General features: G+C 62.1%; 16 protein-coding genes and 1 tRNA gene. 12 read left to right on the top strand and 5 right to left on the bottom strand.

Going from position 1 to position 17,025, the window contains the following annotated elements:
• The first annotated feature begins 463 nt into the window (after positions 1 to 463).
• Positions 464 to 772, top strand: a complete 309-nt coding sequence (locus X727_RS148340; protein WP_023670691.1) for a hypothetical protein — start codon at positions 464 to 466, stop codon at positions 770 to 772.
• A 117-nt stretch (positions 773 to 889) separates the two neighbouring features.
• On the opposite strand, the gene X727_RS148345 is transcribed toward X727_RS148340, so the two are convergent.
• Together X727_RS148345 and X727_RS148350 are read right to left on the bottom strand one after the other, a co-directional pair.
• Positions 890 to 964 (bottom strand) — tRNA-Gln (locus X727_RS148345).
• 110 nt (positions 965 to 1,074) lie between these two features.
• Positions 1,075 to 1,419: a VOC family protein gene (locus tag X727_RS148350; protein ID WP_023687172.1), complete on the bottom strand. Its 345-nt coding sequence runs from the start codon at positions 1,417 to 1,419 to the stop codon at positions 1,075 to 1,077.
• A 215-nt stretch (positions 1,420 to 1,634) separates the two neighbouring features.
• Here X727_RS148350 and ppdK point away from each other — a divergent pair, with 215 nt between their 5' ends.
• From ppdK to X727_RS148365, 3 genes are all read left to right on the top strand, one after another.
• Positions 1,635 to 4,340 carry a pyruvate, phosphate dikinase gene (gene ppdK / locus X727_RS148355; protein ID WP_023826758.1) on the top strand — a complete coding sequence of 902 codons (2,706 nt, stop codon included), beginning with the start codon at positions 1,635 to 1,637 and terminating at the stop codon, positions 4,338 to 4,340.
• A gap of 174 nt (positions 4,341 to 4,514) precedes the next feature.
• Positions 4,515 to 5,615, top strand: coding sequence for a glycosyltransferase family 9 protein (locus tag X727_RS148360; RefSeq protein ID WP_023834461.1), 1,101 nt, complete (start codon positions 4,515 to 4,517; stop codon positions 5,613 to 5,615).
• A gap of 89 nt (positions 5,616 to 5,704) precedes the next feature.
• Positions 5,705 to 6,481 carry a polysaccharide deacetylase family protein gene (locus tag X727_RS148365; protein WP_050590348.1) on the top strand — a complete coding sequence of 259 codons (777 nt, stop codon included), beginning with the start codon at positions 5,705 to 5,707 and terminating at the stop codon, positions 6,479 to 6,481.
• A gap of 165 nt (positions 6,482 to 6,646) precedes the next feature.
• Here the strand turns inward: X727_RS148365 and X727_RS148370 are convergent, their stop codons facing one another.
• Both X727_RS148370 and X727_RS148375 read right to left on the bottom strand, forming a co-directional pair.
• The gene (locus tag X727_RS148370; protein WP_023698131.1) at positions 6,647 to 7,036 is read right to left on the bottom strand and encodes a DUF427 domain-containing protein; all 390 of its coding nucleotides are present in this window, start codon (positions 7,034 to 7,036) and stop codon (positions 6,647 to 6,649) included.
• Between the two features lie 160 nt (positions 7,037 to 7,196).
• Positions 7,197 to 7,556, bottom strand: coding sequence for a hypothetical protein (locus tag X727_RS148375; RefSeq protein ID WP_023670697.1), 360 nt, complete (start codon positions 7,554 to 7,556; stop codon positions 7,197 to 7,199).
• A gap of 312 nt (positions 7,557 to 7,868) precedes the next feature.
• Here X727_RS148375 and X727_RS148380 point away from each other — a divergent pair, with 312 nt between their 5' ends.
• Positions 7,869 to 9,497, top strand: a complete 1,629-nt coding sequence (locus X727_RS148380) for a fatty-acid--CoA ligase (protein WP_023834460.1) — start codon at positions 7,869 to 7,871, stop codon at positions 9,495 to 9,497.
• Positions 9,498 to 9,619: 122 nt separating this feature from the next.
• Positions 9,620 to 10,402 (top strand): DUF1499 domain-containing protein, encoded by a 783-nt coding sequence (locus X727_RS148385; RefSeq protein WP_023703206.1) that lies wholly within the window; start codon positions 9,620 to 9,622, stop codon positions 10,400 to 10,402.
• Positions 10,403 to 10,404: 2 nt separating this feature from the next.
• On the opposite strand, the gene X727_RS148390 is transcribed toward X727_RS148385, so the two are convergent.
• On the bottom strand, positions 10,405 to 11,313 hold the full coding sequence (locus tag X727_RS148390; protein ID WP_023692735.1) for an MBL fold metallo-hydrolase: 909 nt from the start codon (positions 11,311 to 11,313) through the stop codon (positions 10,405 to 10,407).
• Between the two features lie 117 nt (positions 11,314 to 11,430).
• Here X727_RS148390 and X727_RS148395 point away from each other — a divergent pair, with 117 nt between their 5' ends.
• The 6 genes from X727_RS148395 to X727_RS1000000168550 all read left to right on the top strand — a co-directional run bounded on the left by X727_RS148395 (position 11,431) and on the right by X727_RS1000000168550 (position 17,021).
• On the top strand, positions 11,431 to 12,024 hold the full coding sequence (locus X727_RS148395) for a biotin transporter BioY (RefSeq protein WP_023703207.1): 594 nt from the start codon (positions 11,431 to 11,433) through the stop codon (positions 12,022 to 12,024).
• Between the two features lie 272 nt (positions 12,025 to 12,296).
• Positions 12,297 to 13,178: a glucose-1-phosphate thymidylyltransferase RfbA gene (gene rfbA / locus X727_RS148400; protein ID WP_023698135.1), complete on the top strand. Its 882-nt coding sequence runs from the start codon at positions 12,297 to 12,299 to the stop codon at positions 13,176 to 13,178.
• Between the two features lies 1 nt (position 13,179).
• The gene (rfbC, locus tag X727_RS148405; protein WP_023670703.1) at positions 13,180 to 13,734 is read left to right on the top strand and encodes a dTDP-4-dehydrorhamnose 3,5-epimerase; all 555 of its coding nucleotides are present in this window, start codon (positions 13,180 to 13,182) and stop codon (positions 13,732 to 13,734) included.
• A 25-nt stretch (positions 13,735 to 13,759) separates the two neighbouring features.
• Positions 13,760 to 14,854, top strand: coding sequence for a dTDP-glucose 4,6-dehydratase (gene rfbB, locus X727_RS148410; RefSeq protein ID WP_023725246.1), 1,095 nt, complete (start codon positions 13,760 to 13,762; stop codon positions 14,852 to 14,854).
• Positions 14,851 to 15,759 (top strand): dTDP-4-dehydrorhamnose reductase, encoded by a 909-nt coding sequence (rfbD, locus tag X727_RS148415; RefSeq protein WP_023743690.1) that lies wholly within the window; start codon positions 14,851 to 14,853, stop codon positions 15,757 to 15,759. The genes rfbB and rfbD overlap by 4 nt, the downstream gene beginning before the upstream one ends.
• The gene (locus tag X727_RS1000000168550; RefSeq protein ID WP_023834459.1) at positions 15,756 to 17,021 is read left to right on the top strand and encodes a class I SAM-dependent methyltransferase; all 1,266 of its coding nucleotides are present in this window, start codon (positions 15,756 to 15,758) and stop codon (positions 17,019 to 17,021) included. Before rfbD ends, X727_RS1000000168550 begins: the two co-directional genes overlap by 4 nt.
• Positions 17,022 to 17,025 lie beyond the last annotated feature (4 nt).

Genomic DNA, 17,025 nt, shown 5'->3' with positions numbered 1-17,025 from the left:
CGAACAGAGCGCCTGGCAATCGCAGTGGTTATCGGAATCGCGGTTCTGCTGATCTTGGCGCCGGTGGTTTACCTTGCACTTTCTTACGGGATCTGAGACGGCCCGACTTAGGCGATCTAAGATGGCCTGATTGGTCTCGTAAATCTCACAAATTGTGCCGACGGTCTTCCTCGCAAGACGGGTGTTTCCCGTCACAGATCAGGAGATCGAACGCGACGACATAGAAGGGTCCTGTGCAGCGCTCCTTTGTCGAGTGGCGTAACCCTGGTGGTCGGCTTGAAAGAGCGCCTTTACCAGAAGTTGCCAACAGGAGCTGCTGTCGCAACTTCTTCTTTCGATACGCCGTGTTGCACGGGAGCAGCCGTCACTGATCGCGCCCGTGGACCGACGACGCTACTCGGAACCAAAGGGATGGGACGCGGTTATCCCCGCGAAGGGATAATTAGCAGGTGGAGATATTACAATGAAAACAATGATCGTGAGCGCCTTGGCGCTGTTCATTGCCATGCCGACGATAGCTCCGGCAGCCGAAGCTGACGTGGTCATCACGACCCACCATCGACATCATCACAGGAGCGTAAAGGTCATCAATGACCAGGGTCAACGCCTTCATCACCGCAGACACGGCACGGTTGCCTTCTACGACCACGGCCGCAGACATCATCGCCGGGATACGGTCATCGTGACCGGCTCGATCGAGCGCAGCCATCATCGCTATTATCGACATCATCGGCATCATCCCGTCGTCATCCAGGACGACAACGATTACTGATCCTCTCCGCACGGCCCCGGCTCTGTCAACGGAGTCGGGGTCGCGTGGGAGTCAGATAGCTCCTGACGGGAGCCATCGATAAGGTCGGTAAATCATTGATTCCAAAGGCATGTGATTTGGCTGGGGCGCCAGGATTCGAACCTGGGAATGTCGGTACCAAAAACCGATGCCTTACCACTTGGCGACGCCCCAGCAAGCGAGCTTTGCCCGTTGCGCGCGGCCTTATAAGACGAGCGGCACGAAAGCTCAATGCCGAGTTGGCCACTATGCAAAACTGATCCACCGCTTCGCGCGGGGAAGCGCTATTCGCCCCAGACCGCCAACTCGTTGCCGGCGGGATCGGTGAAATGGAACCGCCTGCCGCCCGGGAACGAGAATATCGGCTTGACGATCGTGCCGCCGGCGCTTTCGACAACGTCGAGGGTTGCTTCCAGATCCTGCGAATAGAGCACCGGCAATGGTTTCGCCGGAGCCTCGCCTGCATCGGCCTGGAAGCCGCCATCGAGCCCTTCGCCGAAGGCTGAATAGGTCGGCCCGTAATCGGTGAACGACCACGAGAAGGCGGCGCTGTAGAAAGCCTTGACGCTGTCCAGCGTCGCGCCGGTCGCGGGCAGTTCGAGATAGTCGAGTTTTCCGTTGAGTTTCATCACGCTGCTCCCAACTTGTTCCCTATATGTTCTATATCCTGGGCAGCGATCCGGCAAGTCTTTTCGACGCAGCTTTTGCTTAATCGATTGTAGTCGCCAGGCTTCGCTGCCACACCTTGCCTTTCGCACTGCAGCATAATAACGCTCGGGTCGGAACGCGGGGGAACCGGGTCTTGGCCCCGGTGTTCTATCTTCCGAGGACTTGGAGGGCGAGCATGACCAAATGGGTCTACACCTTCGGCGATGGCGCCGCGGAGGGACGTGCGGGCGACCGCAACCTTCTCGGCGGCAAAGGCGCCAATCTGGCCGAGATGTGCAGTCTTGGCCTGCCCGTGCCGCCGGGCTTCACCCTCACCACCGAAGTCTGCAACGCCTATTACGCCAATAGCAACAGCTATCCGGCCGCGTTGCAGGCCGATGTCGTCAAGGCGCTGGACCATATCGGGCAGCTGACGGGGCGCCGTTTCGGCGATCCGTCGAAGCTGCTTCTGGTCTCGGTCCGCTCCGGGGCCAGGGCCTCGATGCCGGGCATGATGGACACCGTGCTCAATCTCGGCCTCAATGACGAGACGGTCGAGGCGTTGGCAGCCGATTCCGGCGATGCCCGCTTTGCCTATGACAGCTACCGCCGCTTCATCCAGATGTATTCCGATGTCGTCATGGGTCTCGACCACGAAGTGTTCGAGGAAATCCTCGAGGACCAGAAGGCCAGCCTCGGCCACGAGCTCGACACCGAACTGACAGCGCAGGAATGGCAGAGCGTCATTGCCCTTTACAAGGCCAAGGTCGAGGAGGAGCTCGACAGGCCGTTTCCACAGGACCCGCACGAGCAGCTGTGGGGGGCGATCGGCGCGGTGTTTTCCAGCTGGATGAACAACCGCGCCATCACCTACCGGCGCCTGCACGACATCCCGGAAAGCTGGGGCACGGCGGTCAATGTCCAGGCCATGGTGTTCGGCAATATGGGCGAGACGTCAGCCACCGGCGTCGCCTTCACGCGCAACCCCTCGACCGGCGAAAAGATGCTCTACGGCGAGTTCCTGGTGAACGCGCAGGGCGAGGATGTCGTGGCCGGCATCCGCACGCCGCAGAACATCACCGAGGCGGCGCGCATCGCCGCTGGCTCCGACAAGCCGTCGCTGCAGAAACTGATGCCGGACGCGTTTCGCTCCTTCGTCGACATCTCCGACCGCCTGGAACAGCACTACCGCGATATGCAGGACCTCGAATTCACCATCGAGCGCGGCAAATTGTGGATGCTGCAGACGCGTTCCGGCAAACGCACCGCCAAGGCGGCGCTGAAGATCGCCGTCGAAATGGCGCGCGACAAGCTGATCACGACGGAGGAGGCGGTCGCCCGCATCGATCCGGCCTCGCTCGATCAGCTGTTGCATCCGACCATCGACCCCAAGGCCGCGCGCGATGTCATCGGCGTCGGCCTGCCGGCTTCTCCGGGCGCGGCGACCGGCGAGATTGTTTTCTCCTCGGGCGATGCCGAGGATCTGAAGACGCAAGGTCGCAAGGCAATCCTGGTGCGCATCGAAACCAGCCCCGAAGACATTCACGGCATGCATGCTTCGGAAGGCATCCTGACCACGCGCGGCGGCATGACCAGCCACGCCGCCGTGGTCGCGCGCGGCATGGGCAAGCCTTGCGTTTCGGGCGCCGGCTCGCTGCGTGTCGACTACAAGGCCGGCACGCTGATGTCGATGGGCCAGACCTTCCGCAAGGGCGACATCATCACCATCGATGGCAGCAACGGCCAGGTGCTGAAGGGCGCCGTGTCGATGCTGCAGCCGGAACTGTCGGGCGATTTCGCCGCCATCATGGAATGGGCCGATGCGGTGCGCCGCATGAAGGTGCGCACCAATGCCGAGACGCCGCTCGATGCGCGCATGGCGCGCTCCTTCGGCGCCGAAGGCATCGGCCTCTGCCGCACCGAGCACATGTTCTTCGACGGCGAGCGTATCGTCGCTATGCGCGAGATGATCCTGGCCGATACCGAGAAGGACCGCCGCACCGCGCTTGCCAAGCTGTTGCCGATGCAGCGCTCGGATTTCCTCGAACTGTTCGAGATCATGGCCGGCCTGCCGGTGACGATCCGGCTGCTCGATCCGCCGCTGCACGAATTCCTGCCCAAGACGGAAGCGGAGGTGGCGGAGGTCGCCGCCGCCATGAACGTCTCGCTCGACAAGCTCAGGCAGCGCACAGAAGCCCTGCACGAGTTCAACCCGATGCTCGGCCATCGCGGCTGCCGTCTCGCCGTCTCCTATCCCGAGATTGCCGAGATGCAGGCGCGCGCCATTTTCGAGGCAGCCGTCGAGGCCGGCAAGAAAGCCGGCGCGCTGGTCGTTCCCGAGATCATGGTGCCGCTGGTCGGCCTGGTGAAGGAGCTCGACTACGTCAAGGCGCGCATCGATGCGGTCGCCAAGGCTGTCATGGACGAGACCGGCGTCAAGATCGACTATCTCACCGGCACGATGATCGAGCTTCCGCGCGCGGCGATCCGCGCCCACGTCATCGCCGCTACGGCCGAGTTCTTCTCCTTCGGCACCAACGATCTCACCCAGACCACCTTCGGCATCTCGCGCGACGATGCGGCGTCCTTCCTCGAGACCTATCGGCAGAAAGGAATCATCGAGCAGGACCCGTTCGTCTCGCTCGACATCGAGGGTGTCGGCGAACTGGTGCGCATGGCTGCGCAAAAAGGCAGGGCGACGCGGCCCGACATCAAGCTCGGCATATGCGGCGAACATGGCGGCGATCCGGCCTCGATCCGCTTCTGCGAAGAGGTCGGCCTCGACTATGTATCGTGCTCTCCCTACCGGGTGCCGATCGCAAGATTGGCCGCAGCCCAAGCCGCGGTGCAGATTGCCAAAACAGCAGTGCCGCGCCCCAAAAAGAGCGCCGCGGCATCCTGATTTCGACACAGTCCTTTCGGTATCGATGAAACGGCCACCCCTGGGTGGCCGTTTAGCGCTAAGCTTACGATTTTGTAAGCAAATTCACGCTGATGTGCGCGCCCCAACACGCAATCCCGACATCGTTTCTGCCCAATTTCACGGCCCCCCAACCCGCCCGGTGCCGAGAAAAAGATGTTACAGATTTCGCCCAGACCCTTCCGCTCGATCCTGATTATCCAGACCAAGTTCATCGGCGATGTTGTTCTGTCCTCCACGCTCGCCAAGAACCTGCAGCTCGAATATCCCGGTGTCAGGATCGTCTTCCTCTGCGAGGCGAGCCTCGCCAGTTTCGTGACCGCCCACGGCATCGCCTCGGAAGTCGTGACCTTCCGCCGCGCCGCCATGCGCGGCACCCCGCTGGAGCGTGGACGCGAACTCTATTCGATGATCAGCCAGCTGCGCCAATTCCGTTTCGACCTGACCATCGACCTCACCGATTCAAAGACATCGCGGCTCATCGTCAGGTTCCTCAACGCCAGCACCCGCATCGGCTACAATCCTCCGGAAAGGCCGCTGCGCTGGCATGAGCGCCAGCCCGCCAATGTCTTTGCCGAGCCGTTCGGTTTTGGCGAACGTCACTATCTCTACCGCTACCTTTCGCCGCTCGAGCCGCTCGGCGTCGGCCTGCGCGTGCGGGTGCCGTCGATTCGGCCATTGCCGATGGAGACGGCGAGGGCCCAGGCATTGCTGGACAAACACCATTTGCGGCCAAACGGCTTTATCGCGGTGCATGCCGGCGCAAGTTTTCACGGCCGGCGCTGGCCGCATGAACGCTTTGCCGCCGTGATCGACACGATTTCGCGCGAAACCGGACTGGATTTCGTACTCGTCGGCGGCCCTGACGAGCGCAAGCCGGCCGAGCAGATCCTCGCCAGTGCCGCGTCGATCGTCAACCTCGTCGGCGCGCTGTCGCTGGAAACGCTGCTGGCGGTGTTGCAGCAGGCGCGGCTGTTTGTCGGCAATGAGAGCGGCCCCATGCACATGGCAGCAGCGGCCGGAACGCCGGTTGTCGGCCTGTTCGGCCTGACCAGCCCGGCCGTCTGGGGACCGGTCGGCGTGCCCAGCCTCGCCTTGCAGCCATCCATGCCGTGCAATTGCGTGGCGGGCAGCCTGTGCAATCCGCTCGATCCCAGCAAGGCCTGCTGCGTCTGGCGCCTTGAGGTCGAACCGGTCGTCGCGGCCGTGCGCGAAGTCCTCTCACGGACGCATGTGGAACTGGAACACGCCGTCTGACGGTGCGCGGCGGTCACATTGTCGGGATATCAGCTTTCTCACGGCCACTATCCCAATTTCCGCCTTGTTGCGGGTCCTGGGATGCGGCTATGACAGCGCCGATTCTCAGACAAGACAGGCATCCCTTGCAAAAGCTGTTTTGCGCCTTGGCGCTATCTATCCTGGCCGTGTCCTCGGCCCAGGCCGCGCCGCTTGTCGAGCCGACGCTGCATCTGAAGGCTGAGGATGGTGGCAGTGGCAATGTCGGCCGCGTCGCGCTTACGCTCGACGCCTGCGGCGGCCAGACCGATACGAGGATCCTGTCGGCGCTGGTGGAGAACCGGATTCCGGCGACGATCTTCGTCACCGGCATCTGGCTGAAGCGCAACGCCGCCGTCGTCGAGATCATGCGCGCGCATCCGGACCTGTTCGAACTGGAAAACCATGGCGGCCATCACATCCCGGCCGTCGACACGCCGCGCAAGATCTATGGCATCCGCAGCGCCGGCAGCCCGGAAGCGGTGCGGGCCGAAGTCGAATCGGGCGCCGCCGCTCTCGCTGGCACCGGCGAGCCGGCGCCGAAATGGTTTCGCGGCGCGACCGCCGAATACAGTCCGTCGGCCATCGCCATGATCCGCAGGCTCGGCTTCAAGATCGCCGGCTTTTCGATCAACGGCGATGGCGGCTCGTTGCTTGGTGCAAAAGAAACCGCCCGGCGCATCGCCGCCGCCAAGGATGGCGATGTCATCATCGCCCACATCAACCAGCCGACCCACGCCGCCGGCGAGGGCGTCGTGCAAGGTCTGCTCGCGCTGAAGGCCAAGGGGCTGATGTTCGTGCGGCTGGATGACGCCGACGGTGTCGGCAACGACGGGACGACTGATTAGGATTGGGCGGCGGCAGGCAGTTTCATCGCCTTTGGACTAACGTCGCCGACGTTTGAGATTAGCCGAGGCCTCCAAACGTCGTCATCCCAGGATGAAACAGGAGCGAAGCTCCGTCGCGAAGACCCTGGGATGAAGAAGCGAGCAACGGCGGCTTGAGTCGCTTGCTCAGGCCGGTGCTGCTTCGATAGTGACCCTGTTGGGATAAAACGCGCCGTGGTCGCGAATCTCAGCCATTTCGTCGAAGGGCTGCTCATAGCCCCACATCGCGTCCTTGCCGGTCTCACCGGCCGGCAGCACGCTCCAGTAGCTGGCGTCGCCCTTGTAGGGGCAGTGGGTCGACAGGGTGGTTTTGCCGAGCTGGGTGAAGTCGATGTCTTCGAAGGGGATGTAGAATGCCTGGGGGTAGGGCGGTTCGGACAGAAGCTTCGCCCGCGTCGATGAGGCGATCACCGTATCGCCGGCACGCACGACCACGGTACCGCGATAGGGTTCGACGGTGATGACCTTGCCGGGATTGCTCTGAAAGCCGGGGGCGGGGTTGGCGATCTGGTCCATGCGGGGTTCTCCTTCTTCGATTGGGAGCACAGTCCGATTGAGAGCGTGCGGGATTGCTTCCCATATCTCTAAAATGTGTCTGGAGAACCCGTTGCGCAAGCCTTTGCCAGTAGGCCAGAGCTGGCCTTCCGATCACTAAAAACGATCCCGCGTGGAATGCTCAGGCTGCGGTCTTGAACACGTCCATGAGGCCGGCATAGGCCGCGGCAATACCGGCTACCGGGTTGGTGCTTCTTGACGTCGTCTCGACCTTCAGTGGGCCGCCGCCTGTCGGCAAGGTGAGCAGCAGGAACTGGCGATTGCCGCCGTCGCCGATCGATGCGGCGGCGACATGCTGGCCTTCGCCTTCGTTCTGGACGCACATTTTGAACAGCAGCGTGCCGCCGACCGCCTCAAGGGCGCCGCCGACCACCTCGACAAATTCGTCTTCGGAGACCTTTTTGGCCTCCGGCACGAGATCGGCCAGACTTGCGGCAAGCGTGTCTTCAAGCTCTTTGTCGTCGAGTTGAATATCGTCCAACTGCACGTCTTGGGCCTCGCTGTCATCCAGCTGCCTGTCGTCGATCTGCCTGTCGTCGATCTGCCTGTCGTCGATCTGCTTGTCGTCGAGCTGCGTGTCCATGCGAACCTCTTTCAGTCGCCAATCCGCACCCCTACCCCGTTAACGAACCTTAACGTCGACGATGGCCGGATTGTGGCGGTTTTCCCCGCCTTTCGATCACTGCTTGCTTCAGCCGTTAACGGTTGGAGACGTCATGGCTGGACAATCCGTCCGTTCGTCCCACAATGGAACAAAAGACGGGAAAAACGAGGAAGCAATGGGAGGAACCAGATGCTCGGACTGATGCAGGAATGGCCGCTGCTCTGCCACAAGCTGATCGACAATGCCGAGCGGCAGCACGGGACGCGCGAGATCGTCTCGCGCTCGATCGAAGGTCCTGTCGTTCGCACCACCTATGCTGAAGTTCATCGCCGCGCGCTCAAGGTCGCTCAACGGTTGGAGCGCGATGGCTTTGTGCTCGGCGACCGCATCGCGACCCTGGCCTGGAACACGGCGCGCCACATAGAGGCCTGGTACGGCATCATGGGCATCGGCGCCATCTACCATACGCTTAACCCGCGTCTATTCCCCGAGCAGATCGTCTGGATCATGAACAATGCGCAGGATAGAGGGATCTTCGTCGACCTGACCTTCATGCCGCTGCTGGAAAAGATCGCCGGCGCGGTCAAATCGCTGAAAAAGGTGATCGTCCTGACCGACAAGGCGCATCTGCCTGAAACGACGCTGCCGAATGTGGTTGCCTATGAGGACTGGTTGAACGAGGCCGATGGCGACTTCGCCTGGAAGGTTTTCGGCGAAAACACCGCAGCCGGCATGTGCTACACCTCCGGGACGACGGGCGATCCCAAAGGCGTGCTCTACAGCCACCGCTCGAATGTGCTGCATGCCATGATCGCCGCCATGCCCGACGCCATGGGCCTCTCCGCGCGAGACACGATCCTCCCCGTTGTGCCGATGTTCCATGCCAATGCCTGGGGCCTTGGCCAGAGCGCCCCGATGATCGGCGCCAAGCTGGTCATGCCCGGTTGCAAGATGGACGGCGCCTCGATCTACGAACTGCTCGACACCGAGAAGGTGACCTTCAGCGCCGCCGTGCCGACCGTCTGGATGATGCTGCTGCAGCATCTGGAAGAGACCGGCAAGAAGCTTCCCTATCTCAGCAAAGTCGTCATCGGCGGCTCGTCCTGCCCGCGCGCCATCATCAGGAAATTCCAGGACAATTACGGTGTCGAAGTCATCCATGCCTGGGGCATGACCGAAATGTCACCGCTCGGCACGCTGTGCACCATGAAGCCGCAGTATCAAGCGCTCGAGGGCGAGGACCGGCTCGATATCCAGGGCAAGCAGGGCTACCCGCCCTTCGGGGTCGAGATGAAGGTGACGGATGACGACGACAAGGAACTGCCTTGGGACGGCAAGACCTTCGGCCGGCTGAAGGTGCGCGGTCCAGCCGTCGCCAGCGCCTATTATGGCGGCGTCGGAGCCGAGCAGTTCGACAAGGACGGCTGGTTCGACACTGGCGATGTCGCCCATATCGATTCCGGCGGCTACATGCAGATCACCGATCGCGCCAAGGACGTCATCAAGTCGGGCGGCGAGTGGATATCGACCATCGACCTGGAGAACCTCGCCGTCGGCCATCCCGATGTCGCCGAGGCCGCGGCGATCGGCGTCCATCATTCGAAATGGGGCGAGCGGCCCTTGCTGGTCGTGGTCGCCAAGCCCGGCAAGGAGCCGAGCAAGGCCGATATACTGGCGTTCATGGACGGCAAGGTGCCGAAATGGTGGATACCCGACGACGTCGCTTTCATCAGCGAAATCCCGCACACCGCCACCGGCAAGATCCAGAAGATCACCTTGCGCAAGCAGTTCAGCGACTACCGCCTGCCGACGGATTGACCGGGACCGTGCGTTTCCTTGACCTTCAAGCTACCGGCCGCAAAAACGTTAGGGCAGGGGATGTTCAATTTGAGCATCCTTTGCTCTAAGCGTCTGTGCGGGTTGGGGCGGTGCTGAAGACAATGGAAATTGACGAGCGGCAGACATCGAAGGCGGCCGGCTGGTCGCGGCGCACGGGCGCTTTTGCCCTGGTCCTGCTGCTCACCGTGCTGGCCGGCCATCATTTCGAACTGGTCGAAACGCCGGCCTTCCTGTGGGTGCTGGCGATCGTCGCCTTGCTTGCCGCGTTCGCTTTGCTGTTTGCCGGCCTCGCTTTGTCCCGGCTGTGGCATTTCGGTGACCGTGGCGGCCGCGACCTCTCGGTCGGCGCCCTGCTGGCGCTGCTGGTGCTGACGCCCTACGGCTTTGCCACCTATTTGGCGGCGACCACGCCGCCCCTGAGGGACATTTCGACGGACCTCGACAATCCGCCGGTGCTCGAGACCAGCGACCGCACCAAGGACATGAACGTGCTCGCGCCGCCAACGCCTGGCGAAGTGCGCCTGCAGGCCGACGCCTATCCGCTGGTCACCGGGCACAGCTACAATCTGCCGTTCGAAACCGTCGTCGACGCCGTTGAAACCGTGCTCGACCGCCGCGATTGGCAACTTACTGCGCCATATCCGGTGACGGACGGTCAAGACGAGGTGACGATATCGGCCGTTGCCCGGAGCTTCGTCGTAGGCCTGCCCGCCGACGTCGCCATCCGGGTCAGCAATGATGGCGACACCATCGTCGTCGACATGCGCTCAGCCTCCCGCTACGGCCGCTACGACCTCGGCGACAATGCGGCGCGCATCGTCGGGTTCCTCGCCGAACTCGACCAGGAGGTTGCAGGGCAGGTGGGTGCCGCGCCGGCTGAGTAGTTCTACCCCACCGGCACAAAAACGCCGTCGATGGCCGGGTCACCCTGGGTAGCAACCAGGCCGCGCGCCACCAGGTCCTCGAGATGGGCAAGCACCGACAGGCCGGCGGCGCCATGCAGGCGCGGGTCGGTGTCCCGGTAGATAGCCTTGACCATGTCCGGGATCGTCCGGTCGCTGTCGCGGATCCGTTCGAGGATCGCCCGTTCGCGCATCTTGCGATGGGTCTTGAGGCCGCGCATGAAGCTGCGCGGCGCGGTCACCGGGCCGCCATGGCCGGGCAGCAGCAGGCGATCGCCGCGCGCGATCAGCCTGTCGAGCGAGGCCATGTAGTCGGCCATCGCTCCGTCCGGCGGCGCCACGATCGATGTCGCCCACGCCATCACATGGTCGGCTGAAAACAGGATGCCGGTGCCTTCGAGCGCAAATGCCGCGTGATTGGCGGTGTGGCCCGGCGTCAGCACCGTCCGGATCGTCCAGTCATCGCCCTCGACCAGCGCATTGTCGGGCAACGCGATCTCCGGGACGAAAACCGTGTCGGCGCTGGCGTCGAGCGGGTTGATCTCGCCGATCCGCAGCGGCCTTGCCGGGCGGTGCGGGCCTTCGGCCAGTACAATAGCGCCGGTGTGCGCTTTCAGCCGGGCGGCCAGCGGAGAATGGTCGCGATGCGTGTGGCTGACGAAGATATGGCTGACCGGCCGGTTTGCGATCACCTTGAGCAGCGTCTGGAAATGCGCCTCGTCATCGGGGCCGGGATCGATCACCGCCAGCGTATCGCGCCCGACGATGTAGCTGTTGGTGCCGTGAAAGGTGAACGGGCTGGGGTTTTTGGCGGTGACGCGCAAGACGTCCGGCGCAACGGTGACGCCCTCGCCATATGCCGGATCGAAGCTGGTGTCGAATTTGAGCGCCATGGCGGTGTCGTTGAATCTCTGTTCAGGAAGACGGCAAAACTGATTGCCGCATAACACGGAAGCCAATATAGAAAAACGCAAGGCCGCGATCTGCGGCAATCCGGATTGGGGAAGACCATGGCACTTGCAACGACGATGCGCCCGCTTGTTTCTCTCGCTTTGCCCCAGGAGGGCGCGCAGCGCCTGGCAACCCAGCTTTTGCTGGCGATCGCCGGAACGCTGCTTTTGACCCTGTCGGCCAAGACGAAAGTCGTGCTCGGGCCGGTCGACATCTCGCTGCAGACGCTGGCCGTCCTGCTGATCGCCACTGCATTTGGCCTGCGGCTTGGCGTCGCTACCCTGCTTCTCTACATGGCCGAAGGCGCCATGGGCTTCCCGGTCTTCCAAAGCACGCCTGAAAAGGGCATCGGCATCGCCTACATGATCGGCGGCACCGGCGGTTATCTCGCCGGCTTCGTCGTCATGGCGGCCATTGTCGGCTGGGCCGCCGACCGCGGCTGGGACCGCCACCCGATCAAGTTGTTCAACGCCATGCTGGTCGCCGAAATCGTCATGATGGCCATGGGCTTTGCCTGGCTGGCCACCCTCATCGGCGCGGAAAAGGCGTGGCAGTTCGGCGTTTTGCCGTTCGTCCTCGGCGACCTGATCAAGGTTGCGCTCGCCGCCAGCCTGGTGCCGGCGGTATGGTCGCTGCTGCCCAAGCAGCCCTGAAACCGGACAAATGAATGAGCCGGCGGGTCCAAGGCCCGCCGGCTTTTTGTTGTCACGCGTCCGCCAGCCGATGGTGCAAGCCGGTTGCCAAATCGCCACGCCCATTTGCACCGTCAGCTTGTGCCTGGTCGGTCAAATTGCCGCGAGGCGGCAGATGCAGAGCAATTCTGGCGCCGATCCACGGCCGAGATTGAATTGACAAGCCATTGCGCGAAACCTAAGCACGGGCAACTTGATTTCGAGGCGGGGGCCGGTAATTCAAGGAGAGCTTGTTGAAGGGAATAATCCTTGCAGGAGGCAGCGGGACGCGTCTGTATCCCCTTACATTAGCGATCTCTAAGCAGATTCTGCCGATATACGACAAGCCGATGATTTTTTATCCGCTGAGCGTCTTGATGCTCGCCGGTATCCGCCAGATTTTGATCATTTCGACACCTCGCGACTTGCCGGTGTTTCGGGAGTTGCTGGGCGACGGTTCGGAATTCGGGGTCGAATTCTCCTATGCCGAGCAGGCGCAGCCCAACGGGCTTGCCGAGGCCTTCATCATCGGCCGCGACTTCATCGGCAAGGATAATGTGTCGATGATTCTCGGCGACAACATCTATTTCGGCGAGGGCCTGTCGCAGCTCTGCCGCACTGCTGCGCAGCGCCAAAGCGGCGCGTCGGTGTTCGCCTACCATGTCGAGGACCCGCAGCGCTACGGCGTGGTGTCGTTCGACAAGCTCAGCGGCACGGCTTTGACGATCGAGGAGAAGCCGCGGGAGCCGAAGTCCAACTGGGCGGTCACCGGCCTCTATTTCTACGACAATGAGGTCGTCGACATCGCGTCGACGATCAAGCCCTCGGCGCGCGGCGAACTCGAGATCACGGCGGTCAACAACGTCTATCTCGAGCGCGGGAAATTGCATGTGCATCAGCTCGGCCGCGGCTATGCCTGGCTCGACACCGGCACGCATGACAGCCTGCATGAAGCCTCTTCCTTCGTGCGCACGATCGAGCACCGCCAGGGGATCAAGGTCGCCTGTCCTGAAGAAATCGCTTTCGAGCAGGGCTGGCTGACCGCCGACAAGGTGCTTGAGCGCGCCACGCGCCTGGGCAAGAACGAATACGCCGCCTATCTGCGCCGGCGTGTCACCGAGCTGACGGAGACATAGGGTGCTGGAAGTCAGGCAGCTCGGTTTGGACGGCGTGCTGGAAATCGTGCCGAAGCGGCACGGCGATGCGCGCGGTTATTTCATCGAAACCTGGAATGCCGAGGCCTTTGCCGAGGCCGGCATCGATCTGCGTTTCGTCCAGGACAATCATTCCTATTCGGCTGCCGCAGGTGTCGTGCGGGGGCTTCACTATCAACTGCCTCCACACGCGCAGGACAAGCTGCTGCGCGTAATCAGAGGCCGCATTCTCGACGTGGCGGTCGACATCCGCCGCAGCTCGAAAACCTTCGGAAAATGGGTCGCGCTCGAAATATCGGCCGAGAGAGGCAACCAGATCCTCGTGCCGAAGGGTTTCGCGCACGGTTTCGTCACGCTCGTGCCGGACACCGAGGTTCTGTATAAGGTCACCGACACCTATTCGCCGGCGCATGATCGATCGATCCGTTTCGACGATCCTGATATCGGCATCGATTGGCCGTCGCCGGCCGGCGCCTTCGAGCTCTCGGCCAAGGACCTCAAGGCGTCGGCGCTTGCTGAGGCCGAGGTGTTCGCATGACGCGCGACGATGTGAGGAGAGCGCCATGAATTTTCTGGTGACAGGCGGTGCCGGCTTCATCGGCTCGGCCGTGTGCCGGCATTTGTGCGCCAATCCGGCCTACCATGTGACCAATCTCGACAAGCTCACCTATGCCGGCAATCTGGCCTCGCTGCGCACCATCGAGAATGCACACAACTACAAATTTGCGCAGGCCGACATCTGTGACGAGCGGGCGGTTCTCGACATCCTCCACCGCGACGAGATCGACGTCGTCATGAACCTCGCCGCCGAAAGCCATGTCGACCGCTCGATCGACGGACCCGGCGCCTTCATCGAGACCAACATCGTCGGTACCTACCGGGTGCTGAATTCGGCGCTCGAATATTGGCGCGGCCTTGACGAGGACAGGAAGGCGCGCTTCCGCTTCCACCATGTCTCGACCGACGAGGTGTTCGGCGATCTGCCCTTCGATGGCGGCATGTTCGTGGAGGAGACGCCTTACGCGCCATCCTCGCCCTATTCCGCCTCCAAGGCCGCATCCGACCATCTGGTGCGGGCCTGGTACGAGACGTACGGCCTGCCGGTCGTGCTCTCCAACTGTTCGAACAATTACGGGCCTTATCACTTCCCCGAAAAGCTGATCCCGCTGGTCATCCTCAACGCGCTCGACGAAAAGCCGCTGCCGGTCTACGGCGCTGGCGCCAATGTGCGCGACTGGCTGTTCGTCGAGGATCACGCCCGTGCTCTGGAACTGGTCGCCACAAAGGGCCAGCCCGGCGAAAGTTACAATGTCGGCGGCAATTCCGAGCGTACCAACCTTGGCGTCGTCGAGACGATTTGCGGCCTGCTCGACATCAGGCGTCCGCGCAGCGGCGGCAGGAGCTACCGCGATTTGATCAGCTTCGTCACCGATCGGCCCGGCCACGACCGCCGCTATGCAATCGATGCCTCCAAGATCGGCCGGGATCTCGGTTGGGCGCCGGCGGAGAGTTTCGACAGCGGCCTTGCAAGGACCGTCGACTGGTTCCTCGACAACAAATGGTGGTGGGGACCGATCCGCGAGCAGCGCTACGCCGGCGAGCGGCTGGGGCAAGTCCGGTCGCGCGGCCAGGTTGAAGGCAGGAAGGGCGCGGCGTGAGGCTGGTTGTCACCGGACGCGACGGTCAGGTCGCTGCCAGCCTGCTGGAGGCCGGGCAGAGGCGCGATGGCATCGAGGTCGTCACCCTTGGCCGCCCAGTGCTCGATCTGGCGCGGCCCGATACGGTGTTCGACGCACTCGCGGCAGCGCGGCCGGATATCGTGGTGTCGGCTGCCGCCTACACCGCCGTCGACCAGGCCGAGGACGAGCCCGATCTTGCCTTCGCTGTGAACGCCGTCGGCGCCGGCAAGGTCGCCGAGGCGGCCGCGAAGCTCGGCGTGCCCGTAATCCATCTGTCGACCGACTACGTCTTCGATGGCACCAAGGACGGCGCCTATGTCGAGACCGACGCCACCGCACCGCTCGGCGTCTACGGCGCCTCCAAGCTTGCCGGCGAGCTGGCCGTGGCCGCCGTCAATCCGCGCCATCTGATCCTGCGCACCGCCTGGGTCTACAGCCCGTTCGGCAAGAATTTCGTGAAAACCATGCTGCGGCTGGCCGGCGACCGCGACGAGATCGCCGTGGTCGCCGACCAATGGGGAAATCCGACATCCGCACTTGATATTGCCGACGCGATCCTGCATGCGGCGGCGGTGTTGCGCGGCGACGAGGCGTTTGACGGTTACGGCATCTATCATCTGGCCGGCACCGGGGGGATCAACTGGAGCGGCTTTGCCCGTCATATTTTGGAGACCAGCCGCGCTCATGGTGGTCCTTATGCGCGGGTAGGTAACGTCGAGACCAAGGACTACCCAACCAAGGCGTGTCGCCCTCGCAATTCGCGGCTGTCGACGGCCAAATTCTCTGCCGTGTTCGGATGGACGTCCCCGGAGTGGCCGGAAGCGACGGAAGTGGTGGCACACCGTCTCTTGAGCGGAGAGACGAAACTGGCATTGATAACATGAAAAAGTATCCATCACCTGACGCACTGCAGGACGCGAGGTCGACAAAGGGAAGAGATAAGTCACTTCGCAACATATACGAGGAGCATACCGGAAAAATATCGGACAAATGGTCGATTTATTTGGACGCATATGAAGATATATTTGCGGATTTCCGAAACAAGCCTGTTCGACTTCTGGAAATTGGCGTTCAGAACGGCGGTTCGCTGGAAATCTGGCGGCAGTATTTTCCGCAAGCGGAGCTTATTGTAGGCTGCGATATCAATGCGGCCAGTGGTAAGCTGACCTTCGATGATGAGAAGATCGCAGTTATCGTCGGCGATGCCAACACCGCCGACGTCGAACGCGACATTGTCGCCCAGACCGCAAAATTCGACATCATTATTGATGACGGCTCGCACCGATCCTCGGATATCATACGCTCTTTCGCCCGCTACTTCCCTCATCTTGCGGTGGGAGGCCTGTACGTAGCTGAAGATTTGCACTGCAGTTACTGGGGTAAGTATGAGGGCGGCCTATATGATCCTCTTTCCTCCATGTCATTTTTCAAACGTCTGCTTGACGTGGTCAACTATGAGCATTGGGGACTACACCACCTTCGTGTCGATGTACTGGCCGCGTTTTCTCAGAAGTACGACGCCGTGTTCGAGGAAACTTCCCTGGCTTCGATCCACTCCATCGGGTTCTTGAACTCGCTTTGCATCGTCGCCAAACGTCCGTCACAGGAAAATGTTCTGGGTCCCCGTCGTGTGGAAGGCCGGGTTGCACTTGTCGAGGGCAGCATGCTGGCCCTGAACGGTACGGTAAACATACCGATCGATGAGACCGGGAATCCATGGTCGTTGCGTCGTGCGACAATGGAAGAGGAGATTGAAACCAACCGGGAACTGGTCGAACACCAAATGGCTCGCATAGAGGCGCTCTCCAATGAGATCGCGCAGCGCGATGTCGAGATCGCGAATGAGATCGCGCAGCACGATGCCGAAATCGCGAGGCTGGCGGGCGAGAGCAAGGCTCATGAGGCTCTGGCCGGACAGTTGCTTGCCGAGCGGGAGCAAGCGCGCTCCGAGGAAAAGCGGCTGCGTAGCGTTCTCGATGCCGTTTATGCAAGCACCTCATGGCGCGTAGCCATGCCGATGAGAGCAGCAAAGCGCCTTTTGGTTGGCTTTGGAAAGGTCGGGCGAAAATTAACTCCCGGTGCACATCGGACCTCCAACTCTCCTGTTTCGCGGAATAGGACGAGCGACAATTCGAAAACCGGATGAGACC

It is taken from the genome of Mesorhizobium sp. L103C105A0 (genome assembly GCF_000502215.1).
GTDB lineage: Bacteria > Pseudomonadota > Alphaproteobacteria > Rhizobiales > Rhizobiaceae > Mesorhizobium.
This window is presented reverse-complemented; position numbering and strand designations above follow the sequence as displayed.

What these genes read in the sequence shown, in the direction of transcription:
- X727_RS148340 (WP_023670691.1), top strand. Translation starts at nt 464, where the DNA reads ATGAAAACAATGATCGTGAGCGCCTTGGCGCTGTTCATTGCCATGCCG.
- X727_RS148350 (WP_023687172.1), bottom strand. Translation starts at nt 1,419, where the DNA reads ATGAAACTCAACGGAAAACTCGACTATCTCGAACTGCCCGCGACCGGC.
- ppdK (WP_023826758.1), top strand. Translation starts at nt 1,635, where the DNA reads ATGACCAAATGGGTCTACACCTTCGGCGATGGCGCCGCGGAGGGACGT.
- X727_RS148360 (WP_023834461.1), top strand. Translation starts at nt 4,515, where the DNA reads ATGTTACAGATTTCGCCCAGACCCTTCCGCTCGATCCTGATTATCCAG.
- X727_RS148365 (WP_050590348.1), top strand. Translation starts at nt 5,705, where the DNA reads ATGACAGCGCCGATTCTCAGACAAGACAGGCATCCCTTGCAAAAGCTG.
- X727_RS148370 (WP_023698131.1), bottom strand. Translation starts at nt 7,036, where the DNA reads ATGGACCAGATCGCCAACCCCGCCCCCGGCTTTCAGAGCAATCCCGGC.
- X727_RS148380 (WP_023834460.1), top strand. Translation starts at nt 7,869, where the DNA reads ATGCTCGGACTGATGCAGGAATGGCCGCTGCTCTGCCACAAGCTGATC.
- X727_RS148385 (WP_023703206.1), top strand. Translation starts at nt 9,620, where the DNA reads ATGGAAATTGACGAGCGGCAGACATCGAAGGCGGCCGGCTGGTCGCGG.
- X727_RS148390 (WP_023692735.1), bottom strand. Translation starts at nt 11,313, where the DNA reads ATGGCGCTCAAATTCGACACCAGCTTCGATCCGGCATATGGCGAGGGC.
- X727_RS148395 (WP_023703207.1), top strand. Translation starts at nt 11,431, where the DNA reads ATGGCACTTGCAACGACGATGCGCCCGCTTGTTTCTCTCGCTTTGCCC.
- rfbB (WP_023725246.1), top strand. Translation starts at nt 13,760, where the DNA reads ATGAATTTTCTGGTGACAGGCGGTGCCGGCTTCATCGGCTCGGCCGTG.
- X727_RS1000000168550 (WP_023834459.1), top strand. Translation starts at nt 15,756, where the DNA reads ATGAAAAAGTATCCATCACCTGACGCACTGCAGGACGCGAGGTCGACA.